This window comes from Sphingomonas mali NBRC 15500 (genome assembly GCF_001598415.1).
Lineage (GTDB): Bacteria > Pseudomonadota > Alphaproteobacteria > Sphingomonadales > Sphingomonadaceae > Sphingomonas > Sphingomonas mali.
Genome location: NZ_BCYX01000020.1, coordinates 50,648 through 66,105, shown reverse-complemented (window position 1 = coordinate 66,105; position 15,458 = coordinate 50,648). Strand labels below are relative to the sequence as shown.

The window sequence follows — 15,458 nt, the reverse complement described above, 5'->3', positions numbered from 1 at the left end:
AGCATGTGCGGTATCCTGGGGCTGGTGTCGAAGGATCCGATCGACCGCGGGCGCGCGCACGCCGCGCTCGACCTAATCGCGCATCGCGGTCCCGACGGCGACAATAGCTGGCACGATTCGGACGCCAATATCTGGTTCGGCCATCGCCGCTTGTCGATCATCGACCTCAGCCATGCCGGCGACCAGCCGATGCACTCGGCCGATGGCCGGTTCGTGCTGATCTTCAACGGCGAAATCTACAATTATGTCGAACTCAGGAACGAGTTGATCGCCGCCGGCGTGACCTTCCAGTCGGCAAGCGACAGCGAAGTCATCATCGAGGGTTATCGCGCCTGGGGCGTGGGCGTGCTGACGAAGCTCAACGGCATGTTCGCGCTGGCACTGTACGATCGCGGCCAGCGGATGATGCTATGCGCGCGCGATCGCCATGCCGAAAAACCGTTCCTCTACACGATGGGCGACCGCTTCTTCGCCTTCGGGTCGGAATATAAAGCGCTGCTCGCCTTGCCGGGCGTCCCGCACGACCACGACGAATTGCGCGTCGTCACCGAAACCTGCCAGCCCGGATCGAGCGCCGACCGCCAGCGCCAGACCGTCTTCACCGCGATCGAGCAATTGCTTCCCGGTGAGGCGATGGTGGTCAATTGTGCCACGCTCGAGCGCAAGACTTGGCGCTATTTCGACATCGACCTGACGCGTCAGCGCAGCTTCGCCGATCCGAAGGACGCGATGGCGGAATTCCGTGACCTGTTCGTCGATTCGGTGCGCATCCGCATGCGCTCGGACGTCGAGGTCGGGTCGTGCCTGTCGGGCGGACTCGATTCCTCGGCGATCGTCGGTGCAGTCCGGCATCTGCTCGGTCCCGACGCGGTCTATCACACCTTCACCGGCCGGTTTCCGGGCACGCCAGCCGACGAATGGCATTTCGCCGAGATGGTGGTGAACGCCTCGGGCGTCGTCAGCCATATCGTCGAGCCGACGGTCGACCGCTTCATCGCCGATCTGCCCAGCTTCATGTGGCACAACGAATTGCCGGTCGGATCGTCGAGCCAGTTCGCGCAATGGTGCGTGTTCCGCCTCGCCAAGGAGCACAACGTCACCGTGCTGCTCGACGGCCAGGGCGCCGACGAACTGATGGGCGGCTACGAGCAATATTTCGCCTTCTACATTCGCTCGCTCAAGGCGCGCGGCGAGACCGCGCGGCTGGCGCGCGAGCTGCCCGAGATCGAGCGGCGCTACCCGGCCGCGCAAATGGACCGCGCGATGCGAATGAAGTCCGCGGTGCCGCAGCGGCTGCGCCACGCGCTCGCGCACATGCTCAACCGCGGCTCCGACATTCGCTTCGGGCTCAAGCCCGGCTATAGCGAGGCGGTGTCCGAACATACCGCGCGCCAGGATCTGGGCAGCGGCGATCCGCTGCGCGACGCGCTCTACGAGGACAGTTTCGAGCGTTTTCTGACCACTCTGCTGCGCTATGGCGACCGCAATTCGATGGCGCATTCGCGCGAGGTGCGCCTGCCCTTCTGCGATCATCGCCTGTCCGAATTCGTCCTGTCGCTGCCGCCCGAGCTGATCATGGGCAACGTCCAGACCAAGCGCCCGATCCGGGAGGGCCTGCGCGAATTCCTGCCCGAGGCGATCGCGACACGCTGGAACAAGCAGGGTTTCCGCCCGCCGCAAGATCTGTGGTTCACCTCGCCCGGCTTCCTCGAGCTGATGCAGGATACGCTGACCTCGAGCTCGTTCCGCCAGTCCGAGATCTGGGACCAGAAATGGTGGCTCAAGGTGCTCGACCGCATCCGCGCCGGCGATCTCGGGCTCGGCTGGAATTTGTGGCAGCCGTTCATCCACGAAATGTGGAAACAGCATTTCCTCAAGCCTGCAACGCAGGGCATCGAGCCCAAGCGCCTCGCCGCCTGACGACGCGGCCGAGATGGACATTCTGCTGATCAACGGGACGCATCCCGCGGCGCCGCACATTTCGGGCGTTCGGGCGGGGCGCTTCGCTGCCGAACTCGCCCGGATGGGGCATCGGTGTGTTCTGATCTGCCCGCCGGTACCCGGCGCGAACGCTGCCTTGCTCCCGTCCGTCCCCGCACACGACTGGTCCGAGCCATTGATTATCGAGGCCGACCACCCCGGCATGACCAGAGGCGGTAACAAAATCGCAACCTTCGTCAATCTGTTGCGCTACGGCGGCCGCTGCACAGCCTTCCAGCGCAGCGTCGTGGCGCGCGGTCGCGCGTTAGCCGCTGACTTTAGGCCCAACGTCGGATGGGCCACGTTCGGATCGCTTGAGGCAGTAACCGCACTCCGTACACTCGCCAGAGAGCAGCGCTTTCAATGGATTTTCGATAATAAAGACAATCCCGAGATCTTTATTCCACGCGCAGCACGGCTACCGCTCGCTTGGCGGCTACGCGGCTATGCTGCATTACAAGCTAATTCGGTGCTCCACGCCGACGCCGCTCAGCGCTGGCTCGGCGATACCGCCGAAGTGATCTATAGCGGCGTCGATGCCTGTTTCTTCGAACCACACGCTGCACCGAAGCACCCGCAACGCTATGTAACCTTGGTTGGCAGCCTATATCGGGGCGACATGGTAGACGCGATATTGCGTGCGATTGCCGAATTCAATGCGACCAGCGCCCTATCACCGGTCAGCGTCGTGCATGTCGGTAAACAAGGCGACTGGATCAGAAGTAATCACGGCGTGGATGTGGAGCTTCCTGGCTATGTCTCGACAGACGAGATGGCGCGACTTTGCCAGCACGCGTTGGCCAATGTATATGTGTTCACGGGTCTTACTTTCCACCATAAGTTGTTTGAACTCCTCGCCTGCCGCCGACCGGTGATCGCGTATGGCGGCGAGTTGCCGGAAAGCATTGCGGAAGCCAAACGGCTTCACGCCCCGCTTACTGCGCCGACCGACCGTCGCGCACTAGTCAGGGCGCTGGCAGCGACCGAACACTTCGACCCCGACCCGCGAATGCCCAAACGCTTCTTCACCTGGTCCGAACAGGCTGCCCTGGTGGAGGCCGCGATGAGGAGAATAATTGGATAACCGACGGCGCCGGGCCGGCCACGCAGGAATGCGTGATCGACCAATATTCCGAGACGACCTCATCGTGCACCGCCTTGATCGAGAAAATGAAGGCCAATGCGACCGCGACGCTCAGCCGCCTGCTCGGCGATTGGCGCGCGCAGCCAGGCGAGGTAATGGTCGATCTCTGCTCCGGCACGGATGAAGGCTGTCTGTTCGCGCTGTCGCGCGGGGCGGTGAGTGCTATCGGCATCAATCTGTCGGGCGGCGAGAATGGGTTGGCGCGCGCACACCTGCCGGGCGCGGCCTTCCTCGGCACCGATCTCGCGACAGATCTCCAGGGCGTGGCCGACAATAGCGTCGATCGCATCATGGCGCTCAATATCCTCGAACATATCGACAAGCAGCTGCTGGCGCCCATGCTCGAACGAGCGGCGCGGGTGCTCAAGCCGAGCGACTACCTCGTCGCAATGACGCCCAATGCCGGGTGACCATTCGGATCGAAGACGCGCTATTGGGACATCACTCACGAGATCGCCTGCACCCACTCAGCCTTTCGCCAGATCGCCTTATACGAGTTCGAGTGCTTCGATTTCCGCGAACGCAGACCCCCGCCCACACGGCGTCGTCAGCACGGTCCGCTACGTCCGGTGGCAGATGATCCGGCTGAGCATCAAATTCCGGCTGATGGTCGAGATGGCCTCGACCAAGGGCGGCATCTACACCGCCGACATGCTCACGTGGATGGCGAAGCAATGGCCTCGGCGACCAGCCGCTTCACCAGATCCTCCCCCGCAACGCTCGCGCGCCAGCCGATCAACTCGGCGGCGCGCGACGGATCGGCGTGCTGCTCGGCAATGTCGGCGGGCCGGCGCAGGCCGGGCACGCTCGTCACGTGATTGCGCCAGTCGAGACCGATGGCCGCAAAAGCGGCGGCGACGAAATCCTCCAATCGCATGCTGGTGCCGGTGGCCAGGATCAGATCCTCGGGCGTCTCGCGCTGGAGCATTGCCCACATCGCGGCAACATAGTCGGGTGCCCAGCCCCAGTCGCGCACCACGCTGAGATCGCCGAGCTCGAGCGGCGTGCGGTCGCCCGCGGCGAAGCGGCGGATCGCCGCCATCAACTTGCCGATGACGAAGCTGTCGGGCCTGAGCGGCGATTCGTGCGAAAACAGGAATGCCGAACATCCACGCTGCCGGTACGCGACGCGATTGGCCTCGATCAGCAAATGCGCGCTGCACTTGGCGACGGCATAGGGGCTGCGCGGACGAAACGGCGACCGCTCGGTCGCGGGCACGACAGTTTCGCCGAAGCAATCGCCCGACGCGGCATTCAGCAGCACGGCATCGGGTACCGCCCGCCGCGCTGCTTCCAGCACATTGAGCAAGCCCAGCGCCGCGCCCGCGAAGGTCGCTGCGGGCTCGGCGAACGACCGCCCGACCGAGCTTTGTCCGGCGAGAAAATAGATCTCGTCCGGCGCCGCAGCGGCAACGACCTCGATCACTCGGGTGCTATCGGACGGATCGGCCGTGTGTAGCTCGATCCTGTCCGCAATATCCAGCCGACGAAGATTGTCGGGAATCGTACCGCCGCGGCTGGTCCCGTGCACGCGATACTTCTTGTCGAGCAGCAGTTGCGCCAGATAGGCGCCATCCTGGCCCCCAACGCCCCAGATCAGCGCCGACCGCACGGTCATGCCGACGCCATCAGCGCGCCCGTCATCGACGCGAGCCGCTGGGCGAAGGCCGGGAAAGCGAAATAATCGAGGCCGTCGGGAATGGCGCGCGGCCTGTCCAGGCTGGCGATCACCGCATCGACTATTGCCTGCCGATCGAGCGGATCGACGATCAGCCCGAGCAGTCCCTCGCGCATCGCCTCGCGCGTGCCGTCGCGCGTGCTGCCGATCGACGGGATGCCGCAGGCCATCGCCTCGAGCAGGACGAAGCCGAACCCTTCGCCGCGACTTGGCATGACATAGACGTCGGCAAGCCGGTAATGATCGGCTTTCTCTTCCTCGCGGACCATTCCGGTGAAGACGACGTGATCCGCCATCCCCAGGTCACGCGCCTTATCCTCCAGCCGCGCGCGGTCGCTGCCGTCGCCGGCGATGACGTAGCTGACGTCCGGGCGCTGTTCGACGATCGCGGGAAGCGCGTCGAGCACCGCGTCGAATCCCTTGTAGCGCTCACTTCCTGCCAACCGGCCGAAGGTCATCAACACCTTGCGTCCCTGGAGCCCGTAGCGGGCCTCGAGATCGGGATTCTTCGGTCCCAGCGCGAACTCGTCGAGATGAATCGCGTTGGGCATCAACGTCGTCGCCGTATCGGAGTACGGTGCCCAGGAGCGGAAGCGATCGAGCGTCACCTGGCTGATCGACATGACGTGATCGGCCGAGCGTGCCAGTCGCCGCGACAAGGCCCGCGTGCTCGGCTCCCAAGCGTCGATGCCAAAGATCGCGAGAACGAGCGGCTTTCCGAGCAACGTCGCGACCACACGCGCCAGCGGCAACAGATTGAGGTGTGCGCAATAGACCAGATCATAGCGCCCGCGCCGCATCGCCCGCATCACCGCGCGGACATAGGCGCCGAACCCGCCCAGCGCGGACAGGTCGAAATCGAGCTTGGCTGGCAAATCGCCGGTCAGCGGCAATTTCGCGACGCGCGGCAGCGCCACCACCTGATCGATCGTCGGATCGAGGCACATCGCCTCGATCACGTCGCGATTGTAGAGCGCAATGCCGCCATGCCCGCCCCACGCGTCGGTCAACAGCATCAGCATCCGCCGACCGCGCGGCGCGGCCGTCATCAGCCGCTGCCTCGATTGCTCTGCCCCGCGGCCTGACGCAGGTCCGCCTCGACCATTTCGGTGATCAGCGCATCAAGCGAGGTGGTCGGGCCCCAACCGAGCACGCGCTTGGCCTTCGATGCGTCGCCAATCAACAGGTCCACCTCCGTCGGGCGGAAATAGCGCGGGTCGATCCGCACCAATATACGGCCACTGTCGGTACAACGGCCGATCTCGTCGATCCCTTCGCCTTCCCAGGCGATGGTGATGCCCGCCACCGCGAAGGAGCGTTCGACGAAGCTGCGCACGCTGTGGGTTTCGCCGGTGGCGAGCACGTAATCATCGCCTTCCGGCTGCTGCAGGATCCGCCACATGCCCTCGACATAGTCGCGGGCGTGACCCCAGTCGCGTTGCGCGTCGAGATTGCCCAGATAGAGCGTGTCCTGGTGCCCGTGACGGATCGCCGCCACCGCGCGCGTGATCTTGCGCGTGACGAAGGTCTCGCCGCGCAACGGACTCTCATGGTTGAACAGAATACCGTTCGAGGCGTGCATGCCGTACGCCTCGCGGTAATTGACCGTGATCCAATAGCCGTAGAGCTTGGCCACCGCATACGGGCTGCGCGGGTAGAAAGGCGTGCTCTCGGTCTGCGGCACCTCGCGCACTTTGCCGAATAGTTCCGAGGTCGATGCCTGGTAGAAGCGCGTCTTGTCGGTCAGCCCGGCCACTCTGATCGCTTCGAGCACGCGCGCGACGCCGACGCCATCGGCATTGGCGGTATATTCGGGTGTCTCGAAGCTCACCGCGACATGGCTCTGCGCAGCAAGGTTGTAGACTTCGTCGGGCTGAATTTCGGCGATGACGCGGCCGATATTGGTCGCGTCGGTCATGTCCGAATAGTGCAGGAACAGCCGCACGCCCTCGACATGCGGGTCGTCGTAGAGATGATCGATCCGCGACGTGTTGAACGACGAAGCGCGGCGACGCAGGCCGTGCACCTCATATCCCTTGGCGAGCAGGAGCTCCGCCAGATACGCGCCATCCTGACCGGTGATCCCGGTGATGATCGCTTTCTTGCCGCTCAACTCGTGGCCCCTCTTCTACGCCGCCGACGGACGGGTCGCAGCCCGGGTAACCCGCGCACGGTCAAAAGCAACCCCTTCGCGGATGCCGCGCGCCAAGCTTGGCAGCGAGCGCGGCAGTCGCTAGGGCCTCGACTTCGCGGGCACGACCGCGGCAACGACAGACCGACTGTACCGGAGGAAGTTTGCCCAACCCGTTCAGCACCAACCGGCCGCAGACGCTTTATGCGGCGCTCGCGCTGATGGGCGTCGCTGTTCTGTTCGGTGGAGCGACGCGCTACGAGGTCGGGACGACGATGCTGCCTCGGCTCGCGGCGCTGGTGGCGATCGTCTATCTGTTCTGGCCGCGCAACCGGTCGCCGCTCCGCGTGGAGCGCGGCGCGCTGTTCTTCTGGGCGGTGCTGTTCGCGCTGCCGCTGATCCAGCTCATTCCGCTCCCCTGGTCGGTCTGGACCGCGCTGCCCGGTCGCGGGCTCGCGCAACAGGTCTATACCGCCTTGGGCGATAGACCGTGGCTGCCGATCAGCCTGTCGCCCAGCCGGACACTCGACTTCCTGCTCGCGCTGGTCGTGCCGCTTGCCGCCTGGCTGCTCGGCAAGCATCTCGATTATGCGGGTCGCGTCGTGGTGTTGCGGGCGATGCTGTTGCTGGCGCTCGCCAGCGCGACCCTCGGGCTCCTCCAGCTGACAATGGGGGCCGGCAGCCCGTTCTATTTCTATCAAGTGACCAACGACGATTCGAGCGTCGGCTTCTTTTCCAACGCCAACCATCTGGCGCTGTTTCTGGCGGGCGCGATCGTCATCGCGCTTGCCTGGCTGGCCGACGCGATGACGGTCAGCGGTCGCATCCCCGCGCCAGCAGCGGTCGCGTGCGGACTGGCGATCTGCGTGCTGTTGTTCGGCATCGCCGGAACGAGTTCACGCGCCGGCGCAATTTTTTCCGTAGTCGGGCTGCTCAGCGGGCTGGCGATGCTTCCGCTAGAGCGGATTGGTTTGAAGCGCAGCTATGTGCTGGGCGGCTCCGCCGTCGTGACGCTGGCGCTCGCCGGCGGCTTGGGACTGGTGCTCAGCGGCCGCGTCTTGTCGGATCGCTTTCAGATCGACGCCGGCACGCAGGAACGGATCGGTATATTGCCGCAGTTTGCCCATGTCGCGCGCGACTTCTTTCCATTCGGTTCGGGCCTCGGCAGCTTCGAGCCGGTGTACAAGAGCTACGAACGGGCCAGCGAACTGAGCTTCGGTTATTGGAATCAGGCGCACCAGGATTATTTGCAGGTCGCAATCGAAGGCGGCCTGGTCGGCATGTTGCTGATCCTGGCGTTCCTCGCCTGGTTCGTTTTCCGTGTCGTCCGCATCTGGTATCGCGGCGACGATTCCTCGCGCCAGCGGCGGCAACAAGCCACGGCGGCGCTGTTCATGACGATGATCATGGCGCACGGCATGGGCGATTATCCGATGCGGACGGGAACGATTGCCTGCATATTCGGTTTTCTCGCCGCGTTCCTGACCGTCCCGGAGGAAGCCGAGGCGAGCCGTTCGAGATCGCGCCGCGATTTGGGCGAGGACGCTTTTGGGGTATATGGGCAAAATCAGGATGTGGTACCCGTCAGGGCAATCGACCGCGGACTCGCGGCGCAGGGAGGCGAACATTACTCGTAAGCTTATCGTGGTGTGCGCGCTCGCGGTTGGCCTGAGCGCATGCGCAGGTCCCAATTACAAGCCGGAGAGCGCGGCCGCGGCAAAACCGGAAACCTCGCTTCCGGTCCCGTCGGTCGAGGACATGACACGCGACCAGGCGGATTATCGCATCGGGCCGCTCGACAAGCTGAACATCACCGTGTTCGGTGTACCCGACCTGACGACCGCCACGCAGGTCGATGGCGCAGGCAATTTGACCATGCCGCTGATCGGCCAGGTCAAGGCGATCGGTGAGACGCCCAATTCGCTCGCAAGCAAGATCGCAGCCGCGCTCAATCAGCGCTACGTCCGCAACCCCCAGGTGGCGGTTTCCGTCACCGAAGCGGTGAGCGCGTTGGTCACCGTCGAAGGCAGCGTAATCCGGCCCGGACAATATCCTGTCGTCGGCCGCACCACCCTGCTCCGCATGGTCGCCGCCTCGGGCGGCCCATCGGATTATGCGCGGCTGAGCGAGGCGGTGGTGTTCCGCACGGTCAACGGTCAAAAGATGGTTGCGCGGTTCAACATCAAGGACATCCGCGGCGCGCGCGCGACCGATCCGCAAATCTACGGCAACGACATCATCGTGATCGGCAACAACTCCGGCCGACAACTTTTCAAGGATCTCATCTCCGTCGCGCCGGCCCTCGGCATCTTCTATCAGATCACAAGATAAGGCTCTCCCTTGGTAACCAATACCCTTCCGCTCGATCTCGGCGGCCCCGCGGCGGATCGCGGCCCCGACGCGCGGCTCGCGCTCGAGCATTTCCTGCAGCAGCAGGACGCGGAAAGCCCGCTGACTCAGTATCTCCAGATACTGGTTCGGCAGCGCTGGATTGTGTTGGCGATCATTGTCGCGGGCGTGCTGGCGGCGGTGTTCGTCAATGCGACGACGGTAAAACTGTATCGCTCGACCGGATCGATGGAGATTGCGCGCGAGGCGGCACGGGTGGTCAACACCGACGATGCCCAACCCCGCCAGGCGGCGGTCGCCCAAGAATTCTACCAAACGCAATATGGGCTGCTGCGTAGCCGCGCGCTGGCCGAACAAACTGTCGCGTCGCTGCGTCTCGCCGACAATCCGACCTTTCTTTACGGTTATACCGGCAAGAAGCCGCCGGCCGGCGCGCTCGGCGGCGATCGCAAGCGTCGCGAACTGACCGCCGCGCGGCTGTTGATGGGACATTTGACGGTCGAACCACTCCGCGGGTCGAGCCTGGTCCAGCTCAGCGTCGACAGTCCGGATCCGGCACTGTCGGCGACGATCGTCAATTCGATCGCCAAGAACTTCATCGCCTCCAATCTCAATCGCCGATTCCAGGCGACCGCTTATGCGCGCCAGTTCCTGCAGCAGCAGATCGAAAACACGCGCCAGAAGCTCGAGGCGTCCGAACGCGCGCTGGTCGCCTATGCCGGCCAGCAGCGAATCATCAATTACGAGAACGGTACGTCGAGCAAGGACCAGGATGCATCCAACGGTGCGTCGGTCGAATCGACCGACCTGCGCGCGCTCAACGACGCCCTCAACGCCGCCAAGATCGATCGCGCACAAGCCGAATCGCACTACCAGCAGGCAGCGCGCAGCCAGGGCTTGAACGCGCCCGAGAGTTTGCAGGACAGCACTGTCGTCTCGCTGCGCAGCCAGCGTTCGCAGTTACAGGCCGAATACCAACGTCTGTCGGCGCAATTCCGGTCGGACTATCCGCAGATGGTCGCGCTTCGCCAGCAGATCACCGAACTCGACCGGCAGCTCGGCAAGCAGGGTGGCGTGGTGCTCGATTCGCTTCGCGCCGCCTATCAGGCGGCGGCGCAGCGCCAGTCCGAACTTCAAGGACAAGTCGACAAGCTCAAGAACAATGTGATCGATCTGCGCGGTCGCACCGTCCAATACAACACGCTGCAGCGCGACGCCGACACCAACCGCGCGCTCTATGACGCGCTGCTCCAGCGCTACAAGGAAATCGGCATCGCCGGTGGCGTCGGGACCAATAATGTCTCGGTAGTGGATACGGCGCTCCCGTCGGGCAGCCCGGTAACGCCGCGCACCTCGATGAACCTTCTGCTTGGGCTCTTGCTCGGCACACTGGTCGGTGGCGCGGTCGCGTTCATCCTCGAACAGCTCGACGAGTCGATCATCGCGCCGCACGACCTCGAGCGGAAGCTGGGCGTTCCTCTGTTGGGCAGCGTACCGCGCGTGCCCGATTCGGACGTCTCGATCGATCTGCTCGAGGACAGCAAGACGCCACTGGCCGAAGCCTATCTATCACTCCAGACCGCGCTCCGGCTCACCACCAGCAAGGGTGCGCCGCGCGTCCTGTTCGTGACGAGCTCGCGGCCGTCCGAAGGCAAGTCGACCACGGCAATGGCGGTGGCGCGCAATTTCGCGTCACTTGGCAAGAAGACGATCCTGATCGACGCCGATTTGCGCAACCCGTCGGTGCACAAGATGATGGGTTTCGCCAATACCGGTGGGCTCACCAACATCCTTGCCGGCGCGACCGACATCGACACCTATATCCGCAAGGGCCCGGTCGATCGTCTGTGGATCATAAGTTCGGGGCCGATCCCGCCCAACCCTGCCGAGTTGCTGGCCGGCTCCAACCTGTCGCAGACTTTCGAGCGGCTGCTCAAAGAGGGCTATGACCATGTCGTCGTCGACGGCCCGCCGGTGCTCGGCCTTGCCGACGCGCCGTTGATAGCGAGCTATGCGGAAGCGACGATGTTCGTGATCGCCGCGCGCAACACCCATACGCGTACCGCGCGCGTGTCGCTGCGCCGCCTTGCCGACGTCCATGCCAATATCCTCGGCGCGGTGCTGACCAAGTTCGACGCCAAGAAGATCGGCTACGATTATGGCTATAATTACGATTATGGCGACAAGCGGATCGGCTTCATGAAACGCGTGACGGGCTGAGCCCCGAGGCGGGCGCATAATGGCAATGATATCCCTGCGCCGCGGCACAATGACCGTTCGCGTCGTCGCGCTGACGCTTGCGCTCGTCGCCGGAGCCTTCACGCTGCGATCGGGGCTGGCGTTCCTGCTCGCCACGCCGGAAACCGCCAATCTCGCGATTCGCATCGATCCTACCAACACCAATGCGCTCAGCGTGGATGCCAATGAACGGCTGAAAACGGTCGAGCTCGGTGCGCCGGCGGCGAAGCTCGCCGCCGACAGCAAGCGGATCCTCGAACATTCGCCCTATGAGGTTGTGGCGCTCCGCAACATTGGCATCATCGCCGCGTCGAACGACGACGAGAAAGGCGCGGCCAAGCTGCTCGATATCGCCGCGCGGCTGTCGCTGCGCGATTACCTGACCCATGCCTGGCTGCTCGATTATCAGTTCCGCACCAACGAAGTCGCGCCGGCCGTGACCGAAGCGGACATCCTGCTCCGCCAGGACGACCAGAATTGGCCGGTCATTCTTCCCGCGCTGATCGCGCTGACCCGCGACCCCAGGATCATCGATCCGTTGGCGCGTGTGCTCGCCACGCGGCCATATTGGCGCAGCACGTTTCTCACGCGGCTCGGCAGCGACAGTCCCCATCCAGATGCAACCCTGGCGCTGTTGACTCGGCTGAAGGCGATCGGCTCGCCGGCAAGCAAGGAAGAGCTCGACCCCTATTTCATCAAGGTAGCCGATCGGCTGTCGCCGACCCAGCTTTTCGCGCAATGGGTCGCGCTGCTGCCGCCCGGCGCACGATCGGCGGGTAAAGGTCCGCTGCGCGAAGGAGATTTTGCCGGGCTCGATGTGTCGCCGCCGTTCGGGTGGCGCCTCTACCCTGCCGACGGCGTCTACGCCGATCGAACCACGGGTCCGGAGGGCATGGGTAGCGCGCTCTATGTCTCCTATTCAGGCGAGCGCGACACCGTCTTCGCCAACCAGGAACTGGTTCTGCCCGCCGGCCATTATCGATTCGCGGGACGGGTCTTTGCGGAGGATGCGATCGACGCGGGCGTCTTCCGCTGGTCGATCCTCTGCATGACCAAGGGCGCCACCGGCGTGCTTGGTACCGCGCCGCTCAACCCGCTGCCCGGCCAACTCGGTCATTACGCAATCGAATTCGACGTGCCAGCCAAATGCGATCAGCAACAGCTGGCGCTGATGGGAGCCGCACGCGACGCGACGTTCGACACCCTAGCGCTTTATGTCGACGGCCTTGCCATCGCACGGTTGCGCTGACTGCCCGTTCGCTCTTGACGCGAATCAGACCGTCAATCGCGCGCCGCAACCATCGCGAACATGGTCTTGCGGTAACGCGGACCGCCGACTAGATGGTTGACGAACCGCGGCAACGGCGGGTCGGCATAATAGACCGTCTCCAGCACATTAAGGCCGAGCCTCCGCAGGATCTCGCGCACCTCGGTCGAGGCCGGCACATGGCGGACATGGCGATAGTAGCGCGGCCGCCGGGTCAGTCGCCAGGCAAGCGCTTCGAATCGGCGATAGTGCGACCGTCCGTTGGGCAGCGATAAGATCAGCCGGCCACCCGGGCGGAGCAAGGCCGCCAGTCGAGTGATCTCGGTCGCGAGATCGGGGAGATATTCGAGCACGCTTGAACACAGCGCTAGATCGTATCGCCCCGCGCGATCCGACAATGTTTCGAACAACGCCACCTCGAACGAGACATTCGTTATCCCCCGCTCGTCGGCGTCGGCGCGCGCCAGGTCGATCATCCGTTCAGCGCCGTCGATGCCGTCGACATGCGCCGCGATCCTCGCCGCCTCAAACGACAAGGTGCCCGCCCCGCACCCCGCATCGATCACCTGGTCGCCCGGTCGGGCATACCGCTCGATCAGCGTACCCCAGGCGCGCAAGCGATCGCGGAATCCGCGTGACCGGACATATCCGTCGCGAAACGCCGGCGCGATCGAATCGTGCCAGCTGATGGCGGTTTTGGATCCGTCGGCCACTGTCGCTCCCTTGGCAATCGCCCTCGCTCCGGGCGTGTGTCAGTATCGGCCTACCGTGGCCGGGCCCCGGATGCACCAAGCGATGCGTCCGCCTGGCGCAATAAAAAACCCGGCTCGGCGCACCGCCGTCCGGGAGTTCAGCACAAATAAGAAGGGCGCGAAGTCCTGAAACCCCGCGCCCCGCAATATCCGGTTAGAAACCGATCACGGGCTCTTCGGCTTCGAGCTACCCGAGGTGGCGGCAACGATGCCGCCGATGATGGCAATGACCGCGAGAACCGCAACGATGGTCCCGCTGCCATTCAGATGATTGCCATCCTTGGCATCGGCGCCAGCGCGCACGGTGCTGACCTTGGCCATGACCGTGCCCTTGGCGGGCGCAGCCTGAGCCAACGCCGGGGTCGCCGCGAGCGCCACCGACGCGAGCGCCGCAACAGCGGACTTAAACAGCACCATTAGCAAACTCCCTTGGTTATCTGTTCCAATTTCTCACCGCGCTTGCCACACAAACGCGCCAACTGTCAACCATAGTGCCGATCGTTCCGGGATCGTTCCCCGCCCCAATTTCGGCATCAACGCCAACAGTCCGCAAACGCCGATCAGCTGGATTTGTTGCGTTGCCAGAGCGTTTTTATCCGACTGTGGCTTCCATGCATCGCCTATCGCCGACAACGGTTAAATTCTGATGACGATAGGTCAGGGTTTCCCACCTATGCGGAACGGATCGCCACATCCTCGTGATGACCCGCCGGGTCTCCGCGACACGAGCGCAGCATGACGAATGGGGCTTGTCTGGCGTCACCCAATCCAGGAAAGGACGTTCATGCCTTCCGCCGCCCGTTCCCGCATCCTCGTGGTCTTCGGGACGCGCCCTGAAGCGATCAAGCTCTTTCCATTGGTCCATGCGCTTCGCCGCACCAATGCCGATGTGCGGGTATGCGTCACCGGCCAGCACCGAGAGATGCTCGATCAGGTCCTTGAGATTGCCCGGATTACACCCGAGCACGATCTAGGCTTGATGCTGCCTAACCAGTCGCTCGACACGCTCAGCGCGCGGCTGCTGACCGAGCTGGGCAAGGTGATGGACGCCGACCGCCCCGACCGCGTCATCGTCCAGGGCGACACCGCGACCGCGATGATTGGCGCGCTCACCGCTTATTATCGCAAGATTCCGGTCGGCCATGTCGAGGCCGGGCTGCGCAGTGGCAACATCTATCATCCCTGGCCCGAAGAGGTGAACCGCAAGGTCGTGGGCGCGATCGCCGACCTGCACTTCGCCCCGACCGAAACCTCACGCGACGCCCTGCTTGCCGAAAATGTTCCGGCCGAGCGCGTCCACGTCACCGGCAACACCGTGATCGACGCGTTGATCGAGACGCGCGCGCGAGTAGACTCGGACGCCACACTCGCCTCGACGATCACGCCGATCGCCGCCCGTTTTGCCGGCAAACGCATAGTTGCCGTAACGACACACCGGCGGGAAAATTTCGGCGACGGACTAAAATCGGTCGCCCAGGCGGTCCGCCGAATCGCCGATCGCCCCGACGTCGCGGTGATCTTCCCGGTCCATCCCAATCCCAATGTCCGTGCGCCGATGACCGAGGTGCTGGGAGGCATTGACAATATCGCGATGATCGACCCGCTCGATTATCCCAATTTCGTGCGCCTGCTGTCGCTGTGCCATTTCGTGATGACCGATAGTGGCGGCGTCCAGGAGGAAGCCCCCGCCCTCGCCAAGCCGGTGCTGGTCATGCGCGAGACAACCGAGCGGCCGGAAGGTGTCGCCGCCGGCACCGCCAAGTTGGTCGGCAATGACGAGGAGGTCATCGTTACCGAAGCTTCACGTCTTTTGGACGATAAGGCCGCCTATGAAGCAATGGCCCGTGCCCATAACCCGTTCGGGGATGGCAAAAGTAGCGAGCGGATCGCCCGCATCATCCTCGATTCGGCTCGCTGAT

The 15,458-nt window shown here is 64.1% G+C and carries 13 protein-coding genes; 8 read left to right on the top strand and 5 right to left on the bottom strand.

Translation table 11 applies throughout. The features are described from left to right. Positions 1–3: 3 nt before the first annotated feature. Genes asnB through SMA01S_RS14975 form a run of 3 tightly spaced genes read left to right on the top strand, consistent with a single transcriptional unit; the run spans position 4 to position 3,534 of the window. Complete coding sequence (asnB, locus tag SMA01S_RS14985) at positions 4–1,920, top strand: asparagine synthase (glutamine-hydrolyzing) (protein WP_066823958.1); 1,917 nt, start codon at positions 4–6, stop codon at positions 1,918–1,920. Positions 1,921–1,933: 13 nt separating this feature from the next. Continuing rightward, complete coding sequence (locus tag SMA01S_RS14980) at positions 1,934–3,064, top strand: glycosyltransferase (RefSeq protein ID WP_066823955.1); 1,131 nt, start codon at positions 1,934–1,936, stop codon at positions 3,062–3,064. Between the two features lie 32 nt (positions 3,065–3,096). Beyond that, on the top strand, positions 3,097–3,534 hold the full coding sequence (locus SMA01S_RS14975; protein ID WP_066823952.1) for a class I SAM-dependent methyltransferase: 438 nt from the start codon (positions 3,097–3,099) through the stop codon (positions 3,532–3,534). 245 nt (positions 3,535–3,779) lie between these two features. Here the strand turns inward: SMA01S_RS14975 and SMA01S_RS14970 are convergent, their stop codons facing one another. The 3 genes from SMA01S_RS14970 to gmd are packed head-to-tail and all read right to left on the bottom strand — an operon-like array spanning position 3,780 to position 6,915. Beyond that, entirely contained in the window at positions 3,780–4,742 is a 963-nt protein-coding gene (locus SMA01S_RS14970; RefSeq protein WP_218016906.1) for a GDP-mannose 4,6-dehydratase, read from the bottom strand. Beyond that, complete coding sequence (locus SMA01S_RS14965; protein WP_066823940.1) at positions 4,739–5,851, bottom strand: glycosyltransferase family 4 protein; 1,113 nt, start codon at positions 5,849–5,851, stop codon at positions 4,739–4,741. The genes SMA01S_RS14970 and SMA01S_RS14965 overlap by 4 nt, the downstream gene beginning before the upstream one ends. After that, the gene (gene gmd, locus SMA01S_RS14960) at positions 5,851–6,915 is read right to left on the bottom strand and encodes a GDP-mannose 4,6-dehydratase (protein ID WP_066823937.1); all 1,065 of its coding nucleotides are present in this window, start codon (positions 6,913–6,915) and stop codon (positions 5,851–5,853) included. Before gmd ends, SMA01S_RS14965 begins: the two co-directional genes overlap by 1 nt. Positions 6,916–7,097: 182 nt before the next feature. Between gmd and SMA01S_RS14955 the strand changes: the two genes are divergently transcribed. The 4 genes from SMA01S_RS14955 to SMA01S_RS14940 are packed head-to-tail and all read left to right on the top strand — an operon-like array spanning position 7,098 to position 12,769. Then, positions 7,098–8,570: an O-antigen ligase family protein gene (locus tag SMA01S_RS14955; RefSeq protein WP_066823934.1), complete on the top strand. Its 1,473-nt coding sequence runs from the start codon at positions 7,098–7,100 to the stop codon at positions 8,568–8,570. Between the two features lie 10 nt (positions 8,571–8,580). Then, positions 8,581–9,264 carry a polysaccharide biosynthesis/export family protein gene (locus SMA01S_RS14950; RefSeq protein ID WP_066823931.1) on the top strand — a complete coding sequence of 228 codons (684 nt, stop codon included), beginning with the start codon at positions 8,581–8,583 and terminating at the stop codon, positions 9,262–9,264. 9 nt (positions 9,265–9,273) lie between these two features. After that, on the top strand, positions 9,274–11,502 hold the full coding sequence (locus tag SMA01S_RS14945) for a GumC family protein (RefSeq protein WP_066823922.1): 2,229 nt from the start codon (positions 9,274–9,276) through the stop codon (positions 11,500–11,502). 19 nt (positions 11,503–11,521) lie between these two features. Continuing rightward, positions 11,522–12,769 carry a hypothetical protein gene (locus SMA01S_RS14940; protein ID WP_157093964.1) on the top strand — a complete coding sequence of 416 codons (1,248 nt, stop codon included), beginning with the start codon at positions 11,522–11,524 and terminating at the stop codon, positions 12,767–12,769. Positions 12,770–12,801: 32 nt separating this feature from the next. On the opposite strand, the gene SMA01S_RS14935 is transcribed toward SMA01S_RS14940, so the two are convergent. Together SMA01S_RS14935 and SMA01S_RS14930 are read right to left on the bottom strand one after the other, a co-directional pair. Beyond that, complete coding sequence (locus SMA01S_RS14935) at positions 12,802–13,500, bottom strand: class I SAM-dependent methyltransferase (protein ID WP_066823916.1); 699 nt, start codon at positions 13,498–13,500, stop codon at positions 12,802–12,804. 204 nt (positions 13,501–13,704) lie between these two features. Then, complete coding sequence (locus SMA01S_RS14930) at positions 13,705–13,956, bottom strand: hypothetical protein (protein WP_066823913.1); 252 nt, start codon at positions 13,954–13,956, stop codon at positions 13,705–13,707. Between the two features lie 367 nt (positions 13,957–14,323). Here SMA01S_RS14930 and wecB point away from each other — a divergent pair, with 367 nt between their 5' ends. Further along, complete coding sequence (gene wecB / locus SMA01S_RS14925; protein ID WP_066823910.1) at positions 14,324–15,457, top strand: non-hydrolyzing UDP-N-acetylglucosamine 2-epimerase; 1,134 nt, start codon at positions 14,324–14,326, stop codon at positions 15,455–15,457. Position 15,458: the final 1 nt, after the last annotated feature.